The organism is Actinoplanes cyaneus (assembly GCF_016862095.1).
Lineage (GTDB): Bacteria > Actinomycetota > Actinomycetes > Mycobacteriales > Micromonosporaceae > Actinoplanes > Actinoplanes cyaneus.
Genome location: NZ_BOMH01000044.1, coordinates 67,116 through 82,713, shown reverse-complemented (window position 1 = coordinate 82,713; position 15,598 = coordinate 67,116). Strand labels below are relative to the sequence as shown.

The 15,598-nt window shown below is 70.5% G+C and carries 16 protein-coding genes and 3 tRNA genes; 5 read left to right on the top strand and 14 right to left on the bottom strand.

What is annotated here, in order from left to right; genetic code table 11:
- Positions 1–306 precede the first annotated feature (306 nt).
- From Acy02nite_RS29915 to Acy02nite_RS29900, 4 genes are read right to left on the bottom strand one after another with little or no spacing between them, the layout of a single operon-like run.
- Entirely contained in the window at positions 307–666 is a 360-nt protein-coding gene (locus Acy02nite_RS29915; RefSeq protein ID WP_203746903.1) for a hypothetical protein, read from the bottom strand.
- Complete coding sequence (locus Acy02nite_RS29910) at positions 663–1,766, bottom strand: cystathionine gamma-lyase (RefSeq protein WP_203746901.1); 1,104 nt, start codon at positions 1,764–1,766, stop codon at positions 663–665. Before Acy02nite_RS29910 ends, Acy02nite_RS29915 begins: the two co-directional genes overlap by 4 nt.
- The gene (locus tag Acy02nite_RS29905) at positions 1,763–2,758 is read right to left on the bottom strand and encodes an NAD(P)H-dependent glycerol-3-phosphate dehydrogenase (RefSeq protein WP_203746899.1); all 996 of its coding nucleotides are present in this window, start codon (positions 2,756–2,758) and stop codon (positions 1,763–1,765) included. The genes Acy02nite_RS29910 and Acy02nite_RS29905 overlap by 4 nt, the downstream gene beginning before the upstream one ends.
- Positions 2,755–3,480 (bottom strand): lysophospholipid acyltransferase family protein, encoded by a 726-nt coding sequence (locus Acy02nite_RS29900; RefSeq protein ID WP_203746897.1) that lies wholly within the window; start codon positions 3,478–3,480, stop codon positions 2,755–2,757. Before Acy02nite_RS29900 ends, Acy02nite_RS29905 begins: the two co-directional genes overlap by 4 nt.
- A 140-nt stretch (positions 3,481–3,620) precedes the next feature.
- Between Acy02nite_RS29900 and cofC the strand changes: the two genes are divergently transcribed.
- The 4 genes from cofC to Acy02nite_RS29880 are packed head-to-tail and all read left to right on the top strand — an operon-like array spanning position 3,621 to position 7,674.
- Complete coding sequence (gene cofC, locus Acy02nite_RS29895) at positions 3,621–4,256, top strand: 2-phospho-L-lactate guanylyltransferase (protein ID WP_203746907.1); 636 nt, start codon at positions 3,621–3,623, stop codon at positions 4,254–4,256.
- Positions 4,257–4,266: 10 nt separating this feature from the next.
- A complete protein-coding gene (locus tag Acy02nite_RS29890) occupies positions 4,267–4,464 on the top strand; it encodes a cold-shock protein (RefSeq protein WP_203746895.1) in 198 nt (65 codons plus the stop codon).
- A 55-nt stretch (positions 4,465–4,519) separates the two neighbouring features.
- Positions 4,520–6,796, top strand: coding sequence for an RNA degradosome polyphosphate kinase (locus Acy02nite_RS29885; RefSeq protein ID WP_203746893.1), 2,277 nt, complete (start codon positions 4,520–4,522; stop codon positions 6,794–6,796).
- On the top strand, positions 6,796–7,674 hold the full coding sequence (locus tag Acy02nite_RS29880) for an NUDIX hydrolase (RefSeq protein ID WP_203746891.1): 879 nt from the start codon (positions 6,796–6,798) through the stop codon (positions 7,672–7,674). Before Acy02nite_RS29885 ends, Acy02nite_RS29880 begins: the two co-directional genes overlap by 1 nt.
- Here the strand turns inward: Acy02nite_RS29880 and Acy02nite_RS29875 are convergent.
- From Acy02nite_RS29875 to leuC, 4 genes are all read right to left on the bottom strand, one after another.
- Positions 7,631–8,041: a hypothetical protein gene (locus Acy02nite_RS29875; RefSeq protein ID WP_203746889.1), complete on the bottom strand. Its 411-nt coding sequence runs from the start codon at positions 8,039–8,041 to the stop codon at positions 7,631–7,633. The genes Acy02nite_RS29880 and Acy02nite_RS29875 overlap by 44 nt on opposite strands.
- A gap of 95 nt (positions 8,042–8,136) precedes the next feature.
- Positions 8,137–8,940 carry an HU family DNA-binding protein gene (locus tag Acy02nite_RS29870; protein ID WP_203746887.1) on the bottom strand — a complete coding sequence of 268 codons (804 nt, stop codon included), beginning with the start codon at positions 8,938–8,940 and terminating at the stop codon, positions 8,137–8,139.
- 160 nt (positions 8,941–9,100) lie between these two features.
- On the bottom strand, positions 9,101–9,691 hold the full coding sequence (leuD, locus tag Acy02nite_RS29865) for a 3-isopropylmalate dehydratase small subunit (RefSeq protein ID WP_203746885.1): 591 nt from the start codon (positions 9,689–9,691) through the stop codon (positions 9,101–9,103).
- A gap of 16 nt (positions 9,692–9,707) precedes the next feature.
- Positions 9,708–11,162 carry a 3-isopropylmalate dehydratase large subunit gene (gene leuC, locus Acy02nite_RS29860; RefSeq protein WP_203746883.1) on the bottom strand — a complete coding sequence of 485 codons (1,455 nt, stop codon included), beginning with the start codon at positions 11,160–11,162 and terminating at the stop codon, positions 9,708–9,710.
- A 49-nt stretch (positions 11,163–11,211) separates the two neighbouring features.
- On the opposite strand from leuC, the gene Acy02nite_RS29855 reads away from it, so the two are divergent.
- Positions 11,212–11,898: an IclR family transcriptional regulator gene (locus Acy02nite_RS29855; protein ID WP_014447202.1), complete on the top strand. Its 687-nt coding sequence runs from the start codon at positions 11,212–11,214 to the stop codon at positions 11,896–11,898.
- A 188-nt stretch (positions 11,899–12,086) separates the two neighbouring features.
- Here the strand turns inward: Acy02nite_RS29855 and Acy02nite_RS29850 are convergent, their stop codons facing one another.
- The 6 genes from Acy02nite_RS29850 to Acy02nite_RS29825 form a co-directional block, all read right to left on the bottom strand.
- Positions 12,087–12,755 (bottom strand): MBL fold metallo-hydrolase, encoded by a 669-nt coding sequence (locus tag Acy02nite_RS29850; protein ID WP_203746876.1) that lies wholly within the window; start codon positions 12,753–12,755, stop codon positions 12,087–12,089.
- Between the two features lie 144 nt (positions 12,756–12,899).
- A tRNA-Glu gene (locus tag Acy02nite_RS29845) sits at positions 12,900–12,975 on the bottom strand.
- Between the two features lie 655 nt (positions 12,976–13,630).
- Positions 13,631–13,703: transfer RNA gene (locus tag Acy02nite_RS29840), tRNA-Glu, on the bottom strand.
- Positions 13,704–13,764: 61 nt separating this feature from the next.
- Positions 13,765–13,836 (bottom strand) — tRNA-Gln (locus Acy02nite_RS29835).
- A 63-nt stretch (positions 13,837–13,899) separates the two neighbouring features.
- Complete coding sequence (locus Acy02nite_RS29830; RefSeq protein WP_203746867.1) at positions 13,900–14,706, bottom strand: NAD(P)H-binding protein; 807 nt, start codon at positions 14,704–14,706, stop codon at positions 13,900–13,902.
- A gap of 64 nt (positions 14,707–14,770) precedes the next feature.
- A complete protein-coding gene (locus Acy02nite_RS29825) occupies positions 14,771–15,565 on the bottom strand; it encodes a fumarylacetoacetate hydrolase family protein (protein ID WP_203746865.1) in 795 nt (264 codons plus the stop codon).
- Between the last annotated feature and the right edge of the window lie 33 nt (positions 15,566–15,598).

Genomic DNA, 15,598 nt, shown 5'->3' with positions numbered 1-15,598 from the left:
TGGCACTGACGGTCGGAAAGCCACCCGGAAACAACCCTGAACACCAGCCGCGCCCAGCCAGCTGGCACTGACGGTCGGAAAGCCGCCCGGAAACAACCCTGACCACCAGCCGCGCGTGGGCTTCCTCCGTCCAGCGCCCCGCCCGAACGATCGGCTCGACAGACGGCCCGCGAGGACACCAGATCAACAATCTTGCGGCAAGCAGGCCCCACCCCAACCGGGGGCAGGCCGCCCACCAACCATTGTCCCCGCGAAGACCAGGGACGGGCCGGAGCCCTGTGGACAACCGCGCACTGTGGAGAACGACTACGCGGCGAAGGTCTGTGGTAGGACCCCGGCATCCCACAGGTGGTCCAGGTGGGCAAGAAACCCGTTCAGGCTGCGCTCGAGCTCGCGGCGTTCCTCGGCAGGCAGCGCCGCCAGTGGGTCGGAGAGAACCAAACCTTCAGGATGCTTGGCCCGTGTCCCGACGAACTTGCCGCACCCGCTGCACCAGACGTAGCTGACCAGGGTGGGGCGGCGCGCGTTCGCCGGGCTGGTGAAGTAGGCCCGCAGACTCCGCTCGCCGCACCCGGGGCAGTGCCGCTCGCCCGGGGACAGGAAGAAGCTCTCGCCCTGGGTCAGCGCCGCGACCTCGTCCCCGCTGAAGCTGTTCCAGGCGGTCATGCAGAGGCGTCCAGCGCCTGTGTCACGTCCGCGACCAGGTCGTCGGTGTCCTCGATGCCGCAGGAGAACCGCACGAATCCGGGTGCCGTGTCGTCCCCGAACTGCGCGCGCCGGTCGGCTGTCGTGTGCACCCCGCCGAACGAGGTGGCGGCGAACACCAGTTTCGCCGCTTCCAGGAATCGGGCGACCCGGTCGGCGCTGCCCAGGTCGAACGAGACGATCCCGGGGATGCGGCGCATCTGCTTACTGGCGATCGCGTACGAGGGATCGGTCTTGAGCCCCGGCCACCGCACCCCGGTCACGTCGGGGCGCCCGGCCAGCAGTTCGGCGACGGCGGCGGCGTTCTGGCTCTGCCGGGCGAGTCGCAGGTCCATGGTCGCGATCGAGCGGTGTGCGAGCCAGCAGTCGAACGCGCCGGGCACCCCGCCGGTCAGTTTCCGCCAGGTCTCGACCTTTTCCAGCAGCGCGGGGTCGCGGGCCGCGACGTATCCCAGGAGCAGGTCGGAGTGGCCGGTCAGCGCCTTGGTGCCGGACGCGACGACCAGGTCGGCCCCGAGGGCGAGCGGGTTCTGCCCGAGCGGCGTGGCGGCGGTGTTGTCGACGGCCAGCAGCGCTCCGGCGGCGTGTGCGGCCTCGGCCAGGGCGGCGATGTCGGCGACGTCCAGGCCGGGGTTGGCCGGGGTCTCCAGCAGCACCAGGCGCAGTCCGGTGAGGTCCGGGTACGGCCCGGCGGTCGGCATCAGCACGCCGGCCACGCCCAGGTCGGCGAGGGCGCCGCGCGCGAACGCCCGTACCGGGAAGTAGCCGTCGCCGGGGAGTGCGACCGTGTCGCCGGTTTTGACCAGGGACAGCAGCATGGCTGTGATGGCTGCCTGGCCGCTGGCGAAGGCGAGCGCGGAGCCGCCTTCCAGTTCGCCGATGGCGGCTTCGAGGGCTTCGCGGGTGGGCTGCTCGGTGCGGGCGTAACCGTGGTCGCCGGGCCCGGTCACCGGGTCCAGGTGGTACGGCGCGGCGAACACCGGGCCGGGCAGGAACGGCTGTCCCACCTGCGGTTCCGGGAGGCCGGCGTGAACGGATCGGGTGCCGTCGGCGTACGTCATGATTCGGGTTTCATCTCTCGGGTCATCAGCAGTTTCACGGCCACGCGCGGGTCGGCGCCCTCGTGGCACACCTTCTCGACCTGTTCGACGATCGGCATCTCGACGGCGTGCGCGCGGGCCAGGTCGCGGATGGACAGGCAGCTCTTCACGCCCTCGGCGGTCTGCCGGGTGGCGGTCTGCGCCTGTTCCAGGCTCTCGCCGCGGCCGAGGTGCTCGCCGAAGGTCCGGTTCCGTGACAGCCGGGACGAGCAGGACGCGACCAGGTCGCCGAGCCCGGCGAGACCGGCGAAGGTGAGCGGGTCGGCGCCGAGTGCCACACCGAGGCGGGACGTCTCGGCCAGGCCGCGGGTGATCAGCGACGCCTTGGTGTTGTCGCCGAGGCCGATCGCCGACGCCATGCCGTAGGCCAGGGCGATCACGTTCTTGACCGCGCCGCCCAGCTCGCAGCCGAGCACGTCGTCGCTGGTGTAGGGCCGGAAGTACGGCGTGGCCAGCGCGTGCTGGACCTGGCGGGCGCGGTCCTCGTCGGTGCAGGCGACAACGGTCGCGGTGGGCTGCTCGGCGGCGATCTCGGGGGCGAGGTTCGGGCCGGACACGACCACGACCCGCTCCGGCGCGACACCGGCGGTCTCCACGATCACCTCGCTCATCCGCTTCAGCGTGCCGAGCTCGATGCCTTTCATCAGCGAGGCGACGGTCGCGTCCGCCGGGAAGAAGCCGGCCCAGTCGGCCAGGTTGCCGCGCAGCGTCTGGGAGGGGACCGCGATCGCGATCAGCTCGGCGCCGTCGACGGCCTCGGCCAGGTCGGTCGTCGCGGTGATCCGTTTCGACAGGCGGATGCCGGGCAGCGAGCCCTCGTTGCCGTGCCGGTCGCGAATCTCGGCGGCGACCGTCTCGCGGCGCGCCCACATGGTCACCTCCGAGCCGGCGTCGCCGAGCACTTTGGCGAACGCCGTGCCCCAGGCTCCCGATCCGATGACGGCGGCCTTCATGACGCGTCCTCCGAGTTCGTGACCCGGCGCGCGGGCCGTACGTAGAGCGCCGGCGGCTCGCCGTCGCGGATCGTGCCGAGCAGGTCGCGGATGCCGAGCATGATCTTCTCGGTCATCTCCTCCAGCACCGGGCGGGACGGTTCGAGGCCGGCCCAGCGGCTGAGGTCGATCGGGTCGCCGGTGGTGACCGTCACGTGTGCCCGGGTCAACTTCAGCTTGTTGGTACGCGGGTCGAAGACCTGCTGGGCGCCCCAGTTCGCGATCGGCACCACCGGGGCGCCGGTCAGCAGGGCGAGCCGGGCCGCGCCGGTCTTGCCGCGCATCGGCCACAGGTCGGGCTCGCGGGTGGTGGTGCCTTCGGGGTAGATCACCACGGCGCCGCCCTCGGCGAGCGCGGCGACGAGCGCCTCCAACGACTTCACCGCCTCCACACTGCCGCGTTCGACCGGGACCTGGAAGGTCTTGACCAGTAACGACCCGACGATCGGCACCCGCCACAGGCTGGCTTTGCCGAGGAAGCGGGGCCAGCGGCCGGACTTGTAGACGTAGTGCGCCACGACCAGCGGGTCGAAGTGCGACACGTGGTTCGGGACGAGGATCACCCCACTGGAGCGCGGAAGCTTCTCCCGGTGGAGCCAGGTCCGTTTCGTCCAGACGGTCATGGTGGGAACCACCAGCATCACCGCGAAGCGCTGCCAGAATGTGAGCCCGCGCTGAGCCACGGCATCCCCCGTCCCTCGCCGTCGGCGACCACGTCGCCCTTCACCTGCGACGAAATCATGCCCCTTCCCAGCCCGGCGTACCAGGCAGGGGTATTGCCGGTTAACTCGTGCAAACTTGCGGGGTGGCAGGACGGAAGTGGATGACGGTGATCCCGGTCAAGGAGCTGAGCGCGGCGAAGAGCCGCCTGCGGGGCGCTGTGCCCGGGCAGCGACACCCGGAGCTGGTGCTCGCGATGGTGCGCGACACGGCCACGGCTGTGTTGAGCGCCACCACCGTCGCCGAGTTGATCGTCGTCACCGACGACCCTGTGGTGGCCGAGGCGGTGCGGGAGGTCGGTGCGAAGGTCGCCCCGGATCCCGGCGCCGGGCTGAACGCCGCCCTGCGGTTCGGCGCGGACGAGGTCGCCGGCCTGTCCACGCATCGCGCGGTCCTGACCGGTGACCTGCCGGCGCTGCGGCCGGCTGATCTGGACGCTGCGCTGCGCGCGGCGACCGGGCGCGCCTTCGTGCCGGACGCGGCCGGCACCGGCACCGTGCTGCTCGCGGTGCCGCCACGGGTGCCGCTGGATCCGCGTTTCGGCCCCGGCTCGGCGGCGGCGCACCGGGCCTCCGGCGCGAGCCCGCTGACCGGTGACTGGCTGGGCCTGCGGCAGGACGTGGACACGGCCGCCGACCTGGAGACGGTGCTCGGGCTGGGTGCCGGGGTGCGGACCCGGTCACTGTTACGTGATCTCGGCCTCAGCCAGGCGTGCACATCGGCCGCCTGCGCCGGGTAGCGTCAGGCCCATGCAGGGCACCATCGCCACCTTCGACGCCGGCACCCACAGCGGCACGCTGCTCCTCGACGACGGCTCTGAGCTGGTCTTCGGGGCGCAGGCGTTCGCCCGATCCGGCTTGCGCCTGCTGAGACTGGGCCAGCGGGTCTCGATCGAGGCGGAACCGGACGGGCAGGTGCGCCGGGTGGCAATTCCAGGAATAGCCTGAGTTGATCATCCGGTAGTTCGTTTCACGTTCCGCTCACAGCGGCAAGAATGAACGCATGAACCCGCCCCGGACCCCCGAGAACCGCCGGCGTGGCCCGAACGGCCGCTTTCTCCCCCGCCCCGGCCCCGCGGACGCCGTTGCGGTGATTGAACCGGTTCAGCTTGATCAACAAGAGGCGGAACAGGTGGAGGTGACGGTGGACAGCACCGAGGTGACGGACATTCCGGTCGGGCCCGCGTCGGAGGCGGGCAACGACGAGGACGAGTACTTCCTGCCCGACGACCGTTTCCTGAACCGGGAACTGTCCTGGCTGGACTTCAACGCGCGGGTGCTGGCGCTCGCCGAGGACCCGGGCACGCCGTTGCTGGAGCGGGCGAAGTTCCTCGCCATCTTCGCCAGCAATCTCGACGAGTTCTTCATGGTGCGGGTCGCCGGGCTCAAGCGCCGGTTGAGCGCCGGTCTGCCGGTCCGCGGCGGTGACCGCTCCTCGCTGCGCCATCAGATCGAGATGATCACCGCACGTACCGCCGACCTGGTCACCCGGCACGCCGCCTGCTTCGCCGACGAGGTCCGGCCGAAACTCGCGGCGGAGGGCATCGAGCTGGTCAGCTGGCGGGAGCTGGACGCGCCCGAGCAGGGGCGGCTGCGCACGTTCTTCCGCGAGCAGGTGTTCCCGGTTCTCACGCCACTGGCCGTGGATCCGGCGCACCCGTTCCCGTACATCTCGAGCAGGTCCTTGAATCTGGCCGTTGCCCTGCGCTATCCGGACGGGGACAACCCGGAGTTGTTCGCCCGGATCAAGGTGCCGAACAACGTGCCGCGGTTCGTGACGGTGCAGAACGACAGCCGTGGCGTGCGGTTCCTGCCCATCGAGGAGCTCATCGCCAACCACCTCGACCAGCTCTTCCCCGGCATGCAGATCCTGGAGGTGCACGCGTTCCGGGTGACGCGCAACGCCGAGCTGGAGGTCGACGAGGACCGCGACGAGGATCTGCTGCAGGCCCTGGAGCGGGAGCTGGCGCAGCGCCGGTTCGGCCCGCCGGTGCGCCTCGAGGTGGCCGCCTCGATCAGCGATCACGTGCTCGACCTGCTGGTCCGCGAGCTGGACATGGACAGCCACGACGTGCTGCGGGTGCCCGGTCTGCTCGACCTGTCGGCGCTGTGGCAGGTCTTCGGCGAGTGCGACCGCGATGATCTGAAGGACCGCCCTTTCGTCCCGGCGACCCATCCGCAGCTGGCCGACGGCGAGGTCCCGCGCAGCGTGTTCAACCGGCTGCGTGAGTCGGACATCCTGGTCCACCACCCGTACCACTCGTTCTCCACCAGCGTGCAGCGCTTCATCGAGCAGGCCGCGGCGGACCCGAACGTGCTGGCCATCAAGCAGACGCTGTACCGGACCTCGGGTGACTCGCCGATCGTCGACGCGCTGGTCGACGCGGCCGCGGCCGGCAAGCAGGTGGTGGTGCTGGTCGAGGTGAAGGCGCGTTTCGACGAGGTGGCCAACATCGCCTGGGCGCGCACCCTGGAGCGGGCCGGCTGCCACGTCGTCTACGGCCTGGTCGGCCTGAAGACCCACTGCAAAACCGCCTTGGTGGTACGGCAGGAGGGCAACCAGATCCGGCGGTACTGCCACATCGGCACCGGCAACTACCACCCCAAGACCGCCCGGCTGTACGAGGATTTCGGCATGCTCACCGCCGATCCGGAGGTCGGGGCGGACGTCACGGACCTGTTCAACGTGCTCACGGGGTACAGCCGGCAGACGACGTTCCGCCGCTTGCTCGTCGCCCCGCACGGGGTCCGCAAGGGCCTGCTGGAGCGTCTCGAGGAGCAGGCCAAGATCGCCCGCTCGGGTGGCGAGGCGCTGGTCCAGTTCAAGGTGAACTCGCTGGTCGACGAGGAGACGACGGACGCGCTCTACCGTGCCTCGCAGGACGGCGTGAAGGTCGACCTGATCATCCGCGGGATGTGCGCGGTGCGCCCCGGCGTGCCCGGCCTGTCGGACAACATCCGGGTCCGCTCGATCGTCGGCCGGTTCCTGGAGCACTCGCGGATCTTCCGGTTCGGCGCCGGTGACGACGCGGAGTACTGGATGGGCTCGGCCGACCTCATGCACCGCAACCTGGACCGCCGGGTGGAGGCGCTGGTCAAGGTGACCCTGCCGTCGGCGCGCGAGGAGATGCGCTACGTCCTGGAGCTGTCGATGGCCGAGGGCACCGAGGGCTGGGACCTGGACGGCGAGGGCATCTGGCACCGCAACGTCGGCACTCCGGGCCGGCCGCAGCACCTGCAGGAGGCGCTGCTGCGCCGCGTCATCGGCAAGAAGAGCTGATGGCCGAATCGGTGCGTGCCGCGGGCGGTGTCCTCTACCGCCCCGGCGCGGGCGGCGTTCCCGAGGTCTGCCTGGTGCACCGCCCGCGGTACGACGACTGGAGTCTTCCCAAGGGTCACGTCGCCGGTGACGAGCCGGAACTGGCCGCCGCGGTCCGGGAGGTCGCCGAGGAGACCGGTGTCGCCGGCATCCCGGAGTTCGGCCTGCCGGACGTCTCCTACCGGTTGCCCGACGGCCGGCCGAAGACCGTGCGCTACTGGCTGATGCGCGCCGCGGACACCGGCCCGATCCAGGACACCGACGAGGTCGACAAGCTGGACTGGCTGCCGCTGCCGGAGGCCGCGCTGCGGCTCACCCATGCCGACGAGCGGGTGCTGCTCGACGTGGTGGCCGCGCTGCCACCGGTGACGTCGGTGGTGGCCCTGGTCCGGCACGCCCACGCCGGCGAGCGGAAGACCTGGTCCGGGCCGGACAATCTGCGCCCGATCAGCGCGAAGGGGTCCGAGCAGTCGGAGCGGGTCGTCGAGCGGCTCGCCACGTTCCGGCCGCACCGGCTGATCGCCGCCACCCCGTTGCGCTGCACGCAGACGCTGCAGCCGCTGGCCCGGGCGACCCGGCTGCCGGTGGTGGTGGACAACGCGTTCGCCGAGCCGGAGACGCCGGAGGCGCTGCCGGGGAAGCTGGCCGCGGCGCGCGCCCGGCTGGCCGAGGTGCGGACAGCGGGCCGGGTCGTGATCTGCAGCCAGGGCAAGATCATGCCGTCACTGCTGGCGTCGCTGAAGGGGGATCCGGAGGTGGACGACTACCGGACCCGCAAGGGCGAGGGGTGGCTGCTCACCTGGTCCGGCGAGACCCTGCTAGGGGCTTCCCGCTGGTGACCTGATCGGCCCGCCAGAGTCCGATCAGGTCACCGGTGAGCCAGCGGGCCCGCCACAGCTCGTCGCGGCGCGGCTCCCAGTCCCGATGGGGCAGCAGCGCGACCCGCCAGCTGAGCACCCCGGCCAGGTACCATCCGTAGAGCGGGATCGCCCCGGCCAGCCCGTCCCGCACGCGATAGGACGACCACGGGGCCAGACCGGACACCGCCAGGCCGGACCAGCCGCAGGTGACCAGCCAGTCCAGCACGGGCCGGCCGGTCGCCTGCTCCGCCAGGTCGCCGAGCGTCCACCCGGGCACGATCGCCACGGCGAACAGGCCGGCGGCGAGGCCGGCCCGGGCGAGAAGACCCCTCGGTCGGTGTCCCATGCCCCGGACCGTAGGCCCGGCGGCGGGAACACCTGCCACGAACAAGAAAGGCGTCCCCCGTACGGGTGGACGCCTTTCTCCCGATTCGTGAAGGGTCAGCGCGCCTTGCGGGTGGACGCCGCCCGCGCGGTCGTCGCGCTCTTCGCGCGAGCGGGTGCCGCGGCCGGCGACACGGTCTTGCGAGCCGTGGTCTTCTTCGCCGTCGTGGCAGTCTTCTTCGTGGCCGTGGCTTTGGTGGCAGCGGGCTTGGTGGCCGCGGCCTTCGTCGCCGTGGCGGTCTTCTTCGCCGCCGTGGCGGTGGTCTTCTTGGCGGCCGGCGCGCTCGTGGCCGTCTTCTTCGCGGTGCTCTTGGCCGGCGCGGCCTTGGTGGCCGTGGCGGTCTTCTTCACCGCCGTCTTCGCGGGCGCGGTCGTCTTGGTGGCCGCGGCCGTCTTCGTGGCCCCCGCCGCCTTGGTGGCGGCAGCCGACTTCGTGGCCCCGGTCGTCTTGGTGGCAGCAGCCGCCTTGGTGGCCCCGGCCGTCTTGGTGGCAGTGGTCTTGCGCGCGGTGGTGGCCGTCTTGGCCGGGGCGGCTGCCGTCCGGGACGCGGTGGCGGTCTTCTTCGCCGTCGCGGCCTTGGCCGGCTTTCCACTGGCGACCAGTTCCCGGAAGGTGTTGCCGGGCCGGAATGCGGCGACCGACGTCTTCTTCACCTTCACTGGTTCACCGGTTCGCGGATTCCGTGCGGTGCGCGCATTACGCGTCCGCTTCTCCCAGGATCCGAAGCCGGTGATGGCAACCTTGTCACCCTTGGCGACGGCGTTCTGCACCTCACTGATGAACGCGTCCAGCGCAGTGGTCGCCGTCTTCCTGTCGCCCAGCTTGACGGCGAGCGCCTCAATGAGCTCGGCCTTGTTCACGGTTTCCTCCCGGACGTGAGAACTGGCCCGTCGCAGGCCATTCTGCGCGCACCGTATGCCCTCTGACCTGGAGACACAAACATTCGTGGCAAAAATCCGTTGTGTCCCAACGAAATTCGCCCCCATCGGCGACACCGACGGGGGCGAATTCAGTCGCGAGTTAAAGAACGACGACCGGCTTGAAAGACGGACGGCTCTTCTCGTACGCGCTAATCGCGTCCTCGTGGCGCAACGTCAGTCCGATGTCGTCGAGGCCCTCCATGAGACGCCAGCGACTGAAATCGTCGATCGGGAACGGGTATGCCGCGTCGTCGACACGCACCACCCGCTCGGCCAGGTCGACCGTGATCTGCTTTTCCGGCTCGCTCTCGGCCAGATCCCAGAGGCTTTCCACGATCTTCTGGTCGAGCTGGACCGGGAGCAGACCCTCCTTGAGCGCGTTGCCCCGGAAGATGTCACCGAAGCGGGCCGCGATCACCACCTTGAAACCCCAGTCGCGCAGCGCCCAGACGGCGTGCTGGCGCGACGAGCCGGTGCCGAAGTTCGGCCCCGACACCAGGATGGTGGCGCCGGCGTGGGCCGGGTTGTGCAGCACGAAGCCCGGGTCCTCGCGCCAGGCGCTGAAGAGGCCGTCCTCGAAGCCGGTGCGGGTGACCCGCTTCAGGTAGACCGCCGGGATGATCTGGTCGGTGTCCACATCGGAACGGCGCAGCGGCATGACCTTGCCGCTGTGGGTGACGAACTTGTCCATGAGTCTTGTCCTCGGCTCAGAGGTCGGCGGGGGCGGCCAGCTTGCCGACCACGGCGGTGGCGGCGGCGACCTGCGGCGAGACCAGGTGGGTGCGGCCACCCTTGCCCTGCCGGCCCTCGAAGTTGCGGTTGGAGGTGGACGCCGCGCGCTGCCCGGGGCTCAGCGTGTCCGGGTTCATGCCGAGACACATCGAGCAGCCGGCGAACCGCCACTCCGCCCCGGCGTCGGTGAAGATCTTGTCCAGGCCCTCGGCCTCGGCCTGCTCCCGCACGACGTACGACCCGGGGACGATCATCATCCGGACGCCGTCGGCGACCTTGTGGCCGCGGATCACGTCGGCCGCGGCCCGCAGGTCCTCCAGCCGGCCGTTGGTGCAGGAGCCGACGAAGACCACGTCGACGGGGACGTCGCGGAACGGCGTGCCCGGGGTCAGGTCCATGTACGCCAGCGCGCGCTCGGCGGCGCCGCGCTCCTGCTCGTCCAGGAAGTCCTCGGGGCTCGGCACGACGCTGTCCAGCGCGGCGCCCTGGCCCGGGTTGGTGCCCCAGGTGATGAACGGGCTGATCGCGGCGGCGTCGAGGATGATCTCGGTGTCGTACTCCGCGTCGTCGTCGGTGCGCAGGGTCTGCCAGTACTCCACGGCGGCGTCCCAGTCGGCGCCCTGCGGGGCGTGCGGGCGACCCTTCAGGTACGCGAAGGTGGTCTCGTCCGGCGCGATCATGCCGGCCTTGGCGCCCCACTCGATCGACATGTTGCAGATCGTCATCCGGCCCTCCATGGAGAGCTTGCGGATCGCCTCGCCGCGGTACTCCACGATGTGGCCGTTGCCGCCGCCGGTGCCGGTCTGCGTGATCAGCGCCAGGATCAGGTCCTTCGCGCTCACGCCCGGGCGCAGGTCGCCGACGACCGTGACGGCCATCGTCTTCGGCTTCGACTGCGGCAGCGTCTGGGTGGCGAGCACGTGCTCGACCTCACTGGTGCCGATGCCGAAGGCCAGCGCGCCGAACGCGCCGTGGGTCGCGGTGTGCGAGTCGCCGCAGACGATCGTGGTGCCAGGCTGGGTCAGGCCCAGCTGCGGGCCGATGACGTGCACGATGCCCTGGTTCACGTCGCCGAGCGGGCGGATCTGCACGCCGAACTCGGCACAGTTCTTGCGCAGCGTCTCGATCTGGGTGCGCGAGACGGTGTCGGTGATCGTCAGGAGATCGCCACGACGGGTGTTGAACGACGGATCCGCGTACCCGGTCGGGGTGTTGTGGTCCTCCGTCGCGAGCGTGAGGTCGGTCCGTCGAACGGGCCGGCCGGCCATCCGCAGACCGTCGAACGCCTGCGGGCTGGTGACCTCGTGCAGCAGGTGCAGGTCGATGAAGAGCAGGTCCGGCTCGCCCTCGGCCGTGCGCACCACGTGGTCATCCCAGACCTTCTCGGCCAGGGTCCTGGGTTTCCCGCTCCGGGGAGTGACTCCCACCATCTGGACATCCTAAATTCTGGAATGTATGTTTCGGCTTGTGGGACACAGTATGAGCGGCGTAGGCGTTCTCGACAAGGCGGTTGTCATTCTCGCCGCATGTGTCGACGGCGCGAGCCTGGCCGAGTTGGTCGAGCGCACCAAACTTCCCCGGGCGACCGCACATCGCCTGGCACAGGCCCTGGAGATCCATCGGATGCTGGTCCGGGACACGCAGGGAAGGTGGCGTCCGGGCCCCCGTCTGGGCGAGCTGGCGAACGCCGCCCCCGACGTCCTGCTGACCGCCGCGGAGCCCCTGCTTTCCGCATTGCGGGACGCGACGGGCGAGTCGGCGCAGCTCTACCTGCGCCGCGCCGACGAGCGGATCTGCGTCGCCGCCGCCGAGCGCGCCAGTGGCCTGCGCGACACCGTGCCGGTCGGCTCGGTCCTCCCGATGGTCGCCGGCTCGGCCGCACAGATCCTGCTCGCGTGGGAGCCCCCCGAGGCCGTGATGCCACTCCTGCCACGCTGCAAGTTCACCGGCCGCACCCTCGCCGAGGTCCGGCGGCGCGGCTGGGCGCAGAGTGTCGCCGAGCGCGAGCCCGGGGTGGCCAGCGTCTCCGCGCCGATCCGCGACCGGACGGGCCGGGTCATCGCGTCCATCTCGATAAGCGGTCCGATCGAGCGACTCGGGCGCCGGCCCGGTGAGCGGCACGCGATGGCTGTCGTCCGTGCCGGTCAGCGCCTCTCCGGCCTCTGATCCCCCGCCCCCTGACTCCGGGGCCCTGATCCCCCAGCCCTCTGGTTCGCCCTGCCTCTGGTTCGCCAGCCCTCCGGTTCGCCCGGCCTCTGGTTCGCCCGGAGCCGGCCGGTTCTCGAACGAGCCTTCCGTAGCGCCCGCCCGGTGGTTGCTCGCGCAGCCGTCGGGCGGGTGCGTCTCCGGCCTGGTCAGGGAGTCCAGACGGCGTTGTCGTGGGCGAACAGAACCCGGCGCGGGTCGAGGGCGAGCAGCCTGTCCAGCCAGGGCGGGGGTAGCCCGACCCCGGCGCGGCGGCCCAGGACGTCACCGGTGAACGCTGTCGCGTGATCGTGACTCTGACCGGCGATGATCACCGTCCCGTCGCCGGTGACCACGACGACGGACTGGTGGCCGGCGGTGTGACCGGGGGTGGGCACGACCAGCACCCCCGGCGCGATCTCCGCCTCGCCGTCGAGCTCCTGCAGGACCGCCCCGGGATGGTCGACCAGCGACGCCAGGTACTCCTCCGACGTCCGGGCCAGTGCCAGCTCGGAGCGCTGGGCGAAGACCGGGACACCGGCCAGGTCCGCGTTGCCGCCGCAGTGGTCGAAATGCAGGTGACAGTTGACGACGTACCGAATCTGATCGAGTCTCGTCCCGGTCGCCGCGAGAGCCTCGCCCAAGGCGACCCGCCGTGGCCGATAGTGATCGTCGACACCGGGCGCCTGTCCCATCCCCGTGTCCACCAGGATCGCGCCGCCGGGATGATCGATCAGATAGCCGAGAACGGGCTCGACGCGGGCCGTCCCGGTTCCGGTCTCCTCCGCGGGTCGCACGAAGTACCCGAAGTCCACCCGACTGACTGCGATATCGGTCATCGTCGCAGTGTCCCAACGCCGGGCCGTTCCGCCGGCAGAACTCTGCTGCGGGCAGAGTTCGTGGCCGGAAAAGACCGTGGCCGGAAAAGACCGTGGCCGGAAAAGACTCTGGCCCGCACCGATCACGGTGCGGGCCACAGCTCGTGGTAGTCCCGAAGGGATTCGAACCCTCGCTACCGCCTTGAGAGGGCGGCGTCCTAGGCCGCTAGACGACGGGACCAAGAACTCTTTCGTTCACCGCTCTCCGGAGCGGCGCGCTGAACTCTATCAGCCCCTTTGCCGAATGCTCGAATCGGTGGGCCGCCCCCACCATCCCCCGTGACCACTCCCACAACGCCACCCCGGCACCCGCCCGCAGCCGGCACCGGAACCCCCGACCGACCCCACCCAGGGAAGAAACCGCCGGCCCAGCCGAGACCGTCAAGCCGGCGCTCCCGGCCGCAAACGAGCCGCGTAACAACCGCCAGCACCAGCCGAGGACACAAAGCTGGCACTCACGGCTGCAAACAGCCCGCGTAACAACCACCAGCACCAGCCGGAGACACAAAGCTGGCACTCACGGCCGCAAACGGCCCGTGGGACAACCACCAGCGCCAGCTGAACAACCCGGAGCCGACACGCACGGCTGGGAACAAGCCGCCCAGCAATCCCCACCGACGAGCAGGGCGAGCTGGCGCTCATGGCTGTGATCAAGGCGACTGCACGACAGCGAACGCCAGCCGGGCGGAACGAGCGCGCCGCGGAACCGGAGCGGGCCCGTCCGGCACGCTGGGAAAGCGGAGCGAGCGCGCCGCAGAAGCGGAGCGGGCCGGACGGCATGCCGGGAAAGCGGAAAGGCCCGCATCCACTCGGATGCGGGCCTTTACCCCAAAATGTAGTCCCGAAGGGATTCGAACCCTCGCTACCGCCTTGAGAGGGCGGCGTCCTAGGCCGCTAGACGACGGGACCAGAACTGCCGTGTGCGCCGAAGCGCTCCAGCGAAGCCAACCAAACCAGCAGGTTGACACCGCTGGGGTACCAGGACTCGAACCTAGACTAACTGAACCAGAATCAGTCGGGCTGCCAATTACCCCATACCCCATTTGGCCCGGCTTGCCGCGCCGTTGAGAACTTTACCCGACCCCCCTCCCCCCGCCAAATCGGGTTACCGAAACTGGTCTGCGTGACGACTCGCCCACTCTCGGTAGCTCATCGCGGGCCGCCCGAGCAGCTCGTTCACCGTCGATGTGGCCTGCTGCGGATAGCCGGCCGACTGCGCCAGCCCGTCCAGGTACCAGTCACCGGCCGCCTCGCCCATGACGGCCCTGAAGTGGTCACGGGCGGCGTCACCGCTCAGCTCCCGGTAGATCAGCGAGCGCCCGAGCGCCGCCCCGATCTCCTCGACCTTCGCCCGCCGGGAGAGCGCGACGGGACCGGTCAGCACGTACGACTTCCCGGCGTGCAGGTCGGAGAGCAGCACCCGGGCGGCGACGGCAGCGATGTCCTCCTGGGCGATCGGCGCGTTCACCACCTCGGGGTACGCGTCGCGCACCACGTCACCGGCTCGGATCTGCGCCGCCCAGAGCAGCCCGTTCGACGTGAACTCGCCCGGCTCCAGGTGGGTGAAGGGAACGCCGGACGCCTCGACCCCGTCCTCGACGGCCTGCCAGTGGGCGCCTTTGGGCCCGGACATGTCGACGATGTGCCGTACGCCTGAATCGGCGGCAAGCTCGGCCACCGCGGAGGCCGAGGCGGGATGCGGAGCCAGATAGAGCTTCTCGACGTCCGTCAGGGCGTCGGCCACGGACGAGAGCCGCCCGAAATGCCCGCGAGCCACCTCGACCCCGGCGGGCAGCGCGGCCCTGACCGGGTCGACGGTGAACGCCCGCACATCGGTGGCGCCCAGCGCGAGCAACTCGTCGACGACTAGCCGGCCGACGTTGCCGGTGGCACCGGTGACCAGGATCTTCATGCCGCTCGCCTCCTGGGGGGGGGTGGGTGGCCCGGCGCGAGATCGCCGGGCCACGAGGAGCAGGTCAGTCCAGCGCCACGACGGTGTTGCGCAACTCACCGATTCCCTGCACGCTCACCGACACGGTGTCGCCGGGCTCGATCTTGCTGACGCCGGCCGGCGTGCCGGTCAGGATCACGTCGCCGGGCAGCAGCGTCATCACGTGCGACACGTAGGAGACCAGGCTCGGGATGTCGAAGACCATGTCCTTGGTCCGCCCGATCTGCCGGACCTCCATGTTCTCCGGGTTGCGGCCGACCTCGCACCGCACCTCCAGGTCGCTGACGTCGAGCTCGGTCTCGATCCACGGCCCGAGCGGGCAGAACGAGTCGAAGCCCTTGGCCCGGGTCCACTGCGGATCCTTGCGCTGCAGGTCACGGGCGGTGACGTCGTTGGCGCAGGTGTAGCCGAAGATCGCCTTCTCGGCGCCGGCACGGTCGACGCGGCGGGCGCCCGAGGCACCGATCACCACGGCGAGCTCGGCCTCCTCCTCGACCTGGGTGGTCACCGACGGGATGCGGATCGCGTCGTTCGGCCCGATCACCGAGGTGGACGGCTTGATGAAGATCAGCGGTTCCTTGGGCACCTCGTTGCCCATCTCGGCGGCGTGCTCGGCGTAGTTGCGGCCGACCCCGATCACCTTGCTGGAGAAGATCGGCGCGAGCAGGCGCACGTCCGGAAGCGCCCAGCGCTGCCCGGTGCGAACCACCGTCTCGAACGGCAGGCTGCTGATCTCGGCCACCGTGAGGCCGGAGGCGCCGTCACCCTCGACGACGCCGAAGGACACTCCCTTGGCATGAACAAAGCGGGCGAAGCGCACGGGTAATCCCCTCTGAAGACGGACTCCCCTGAA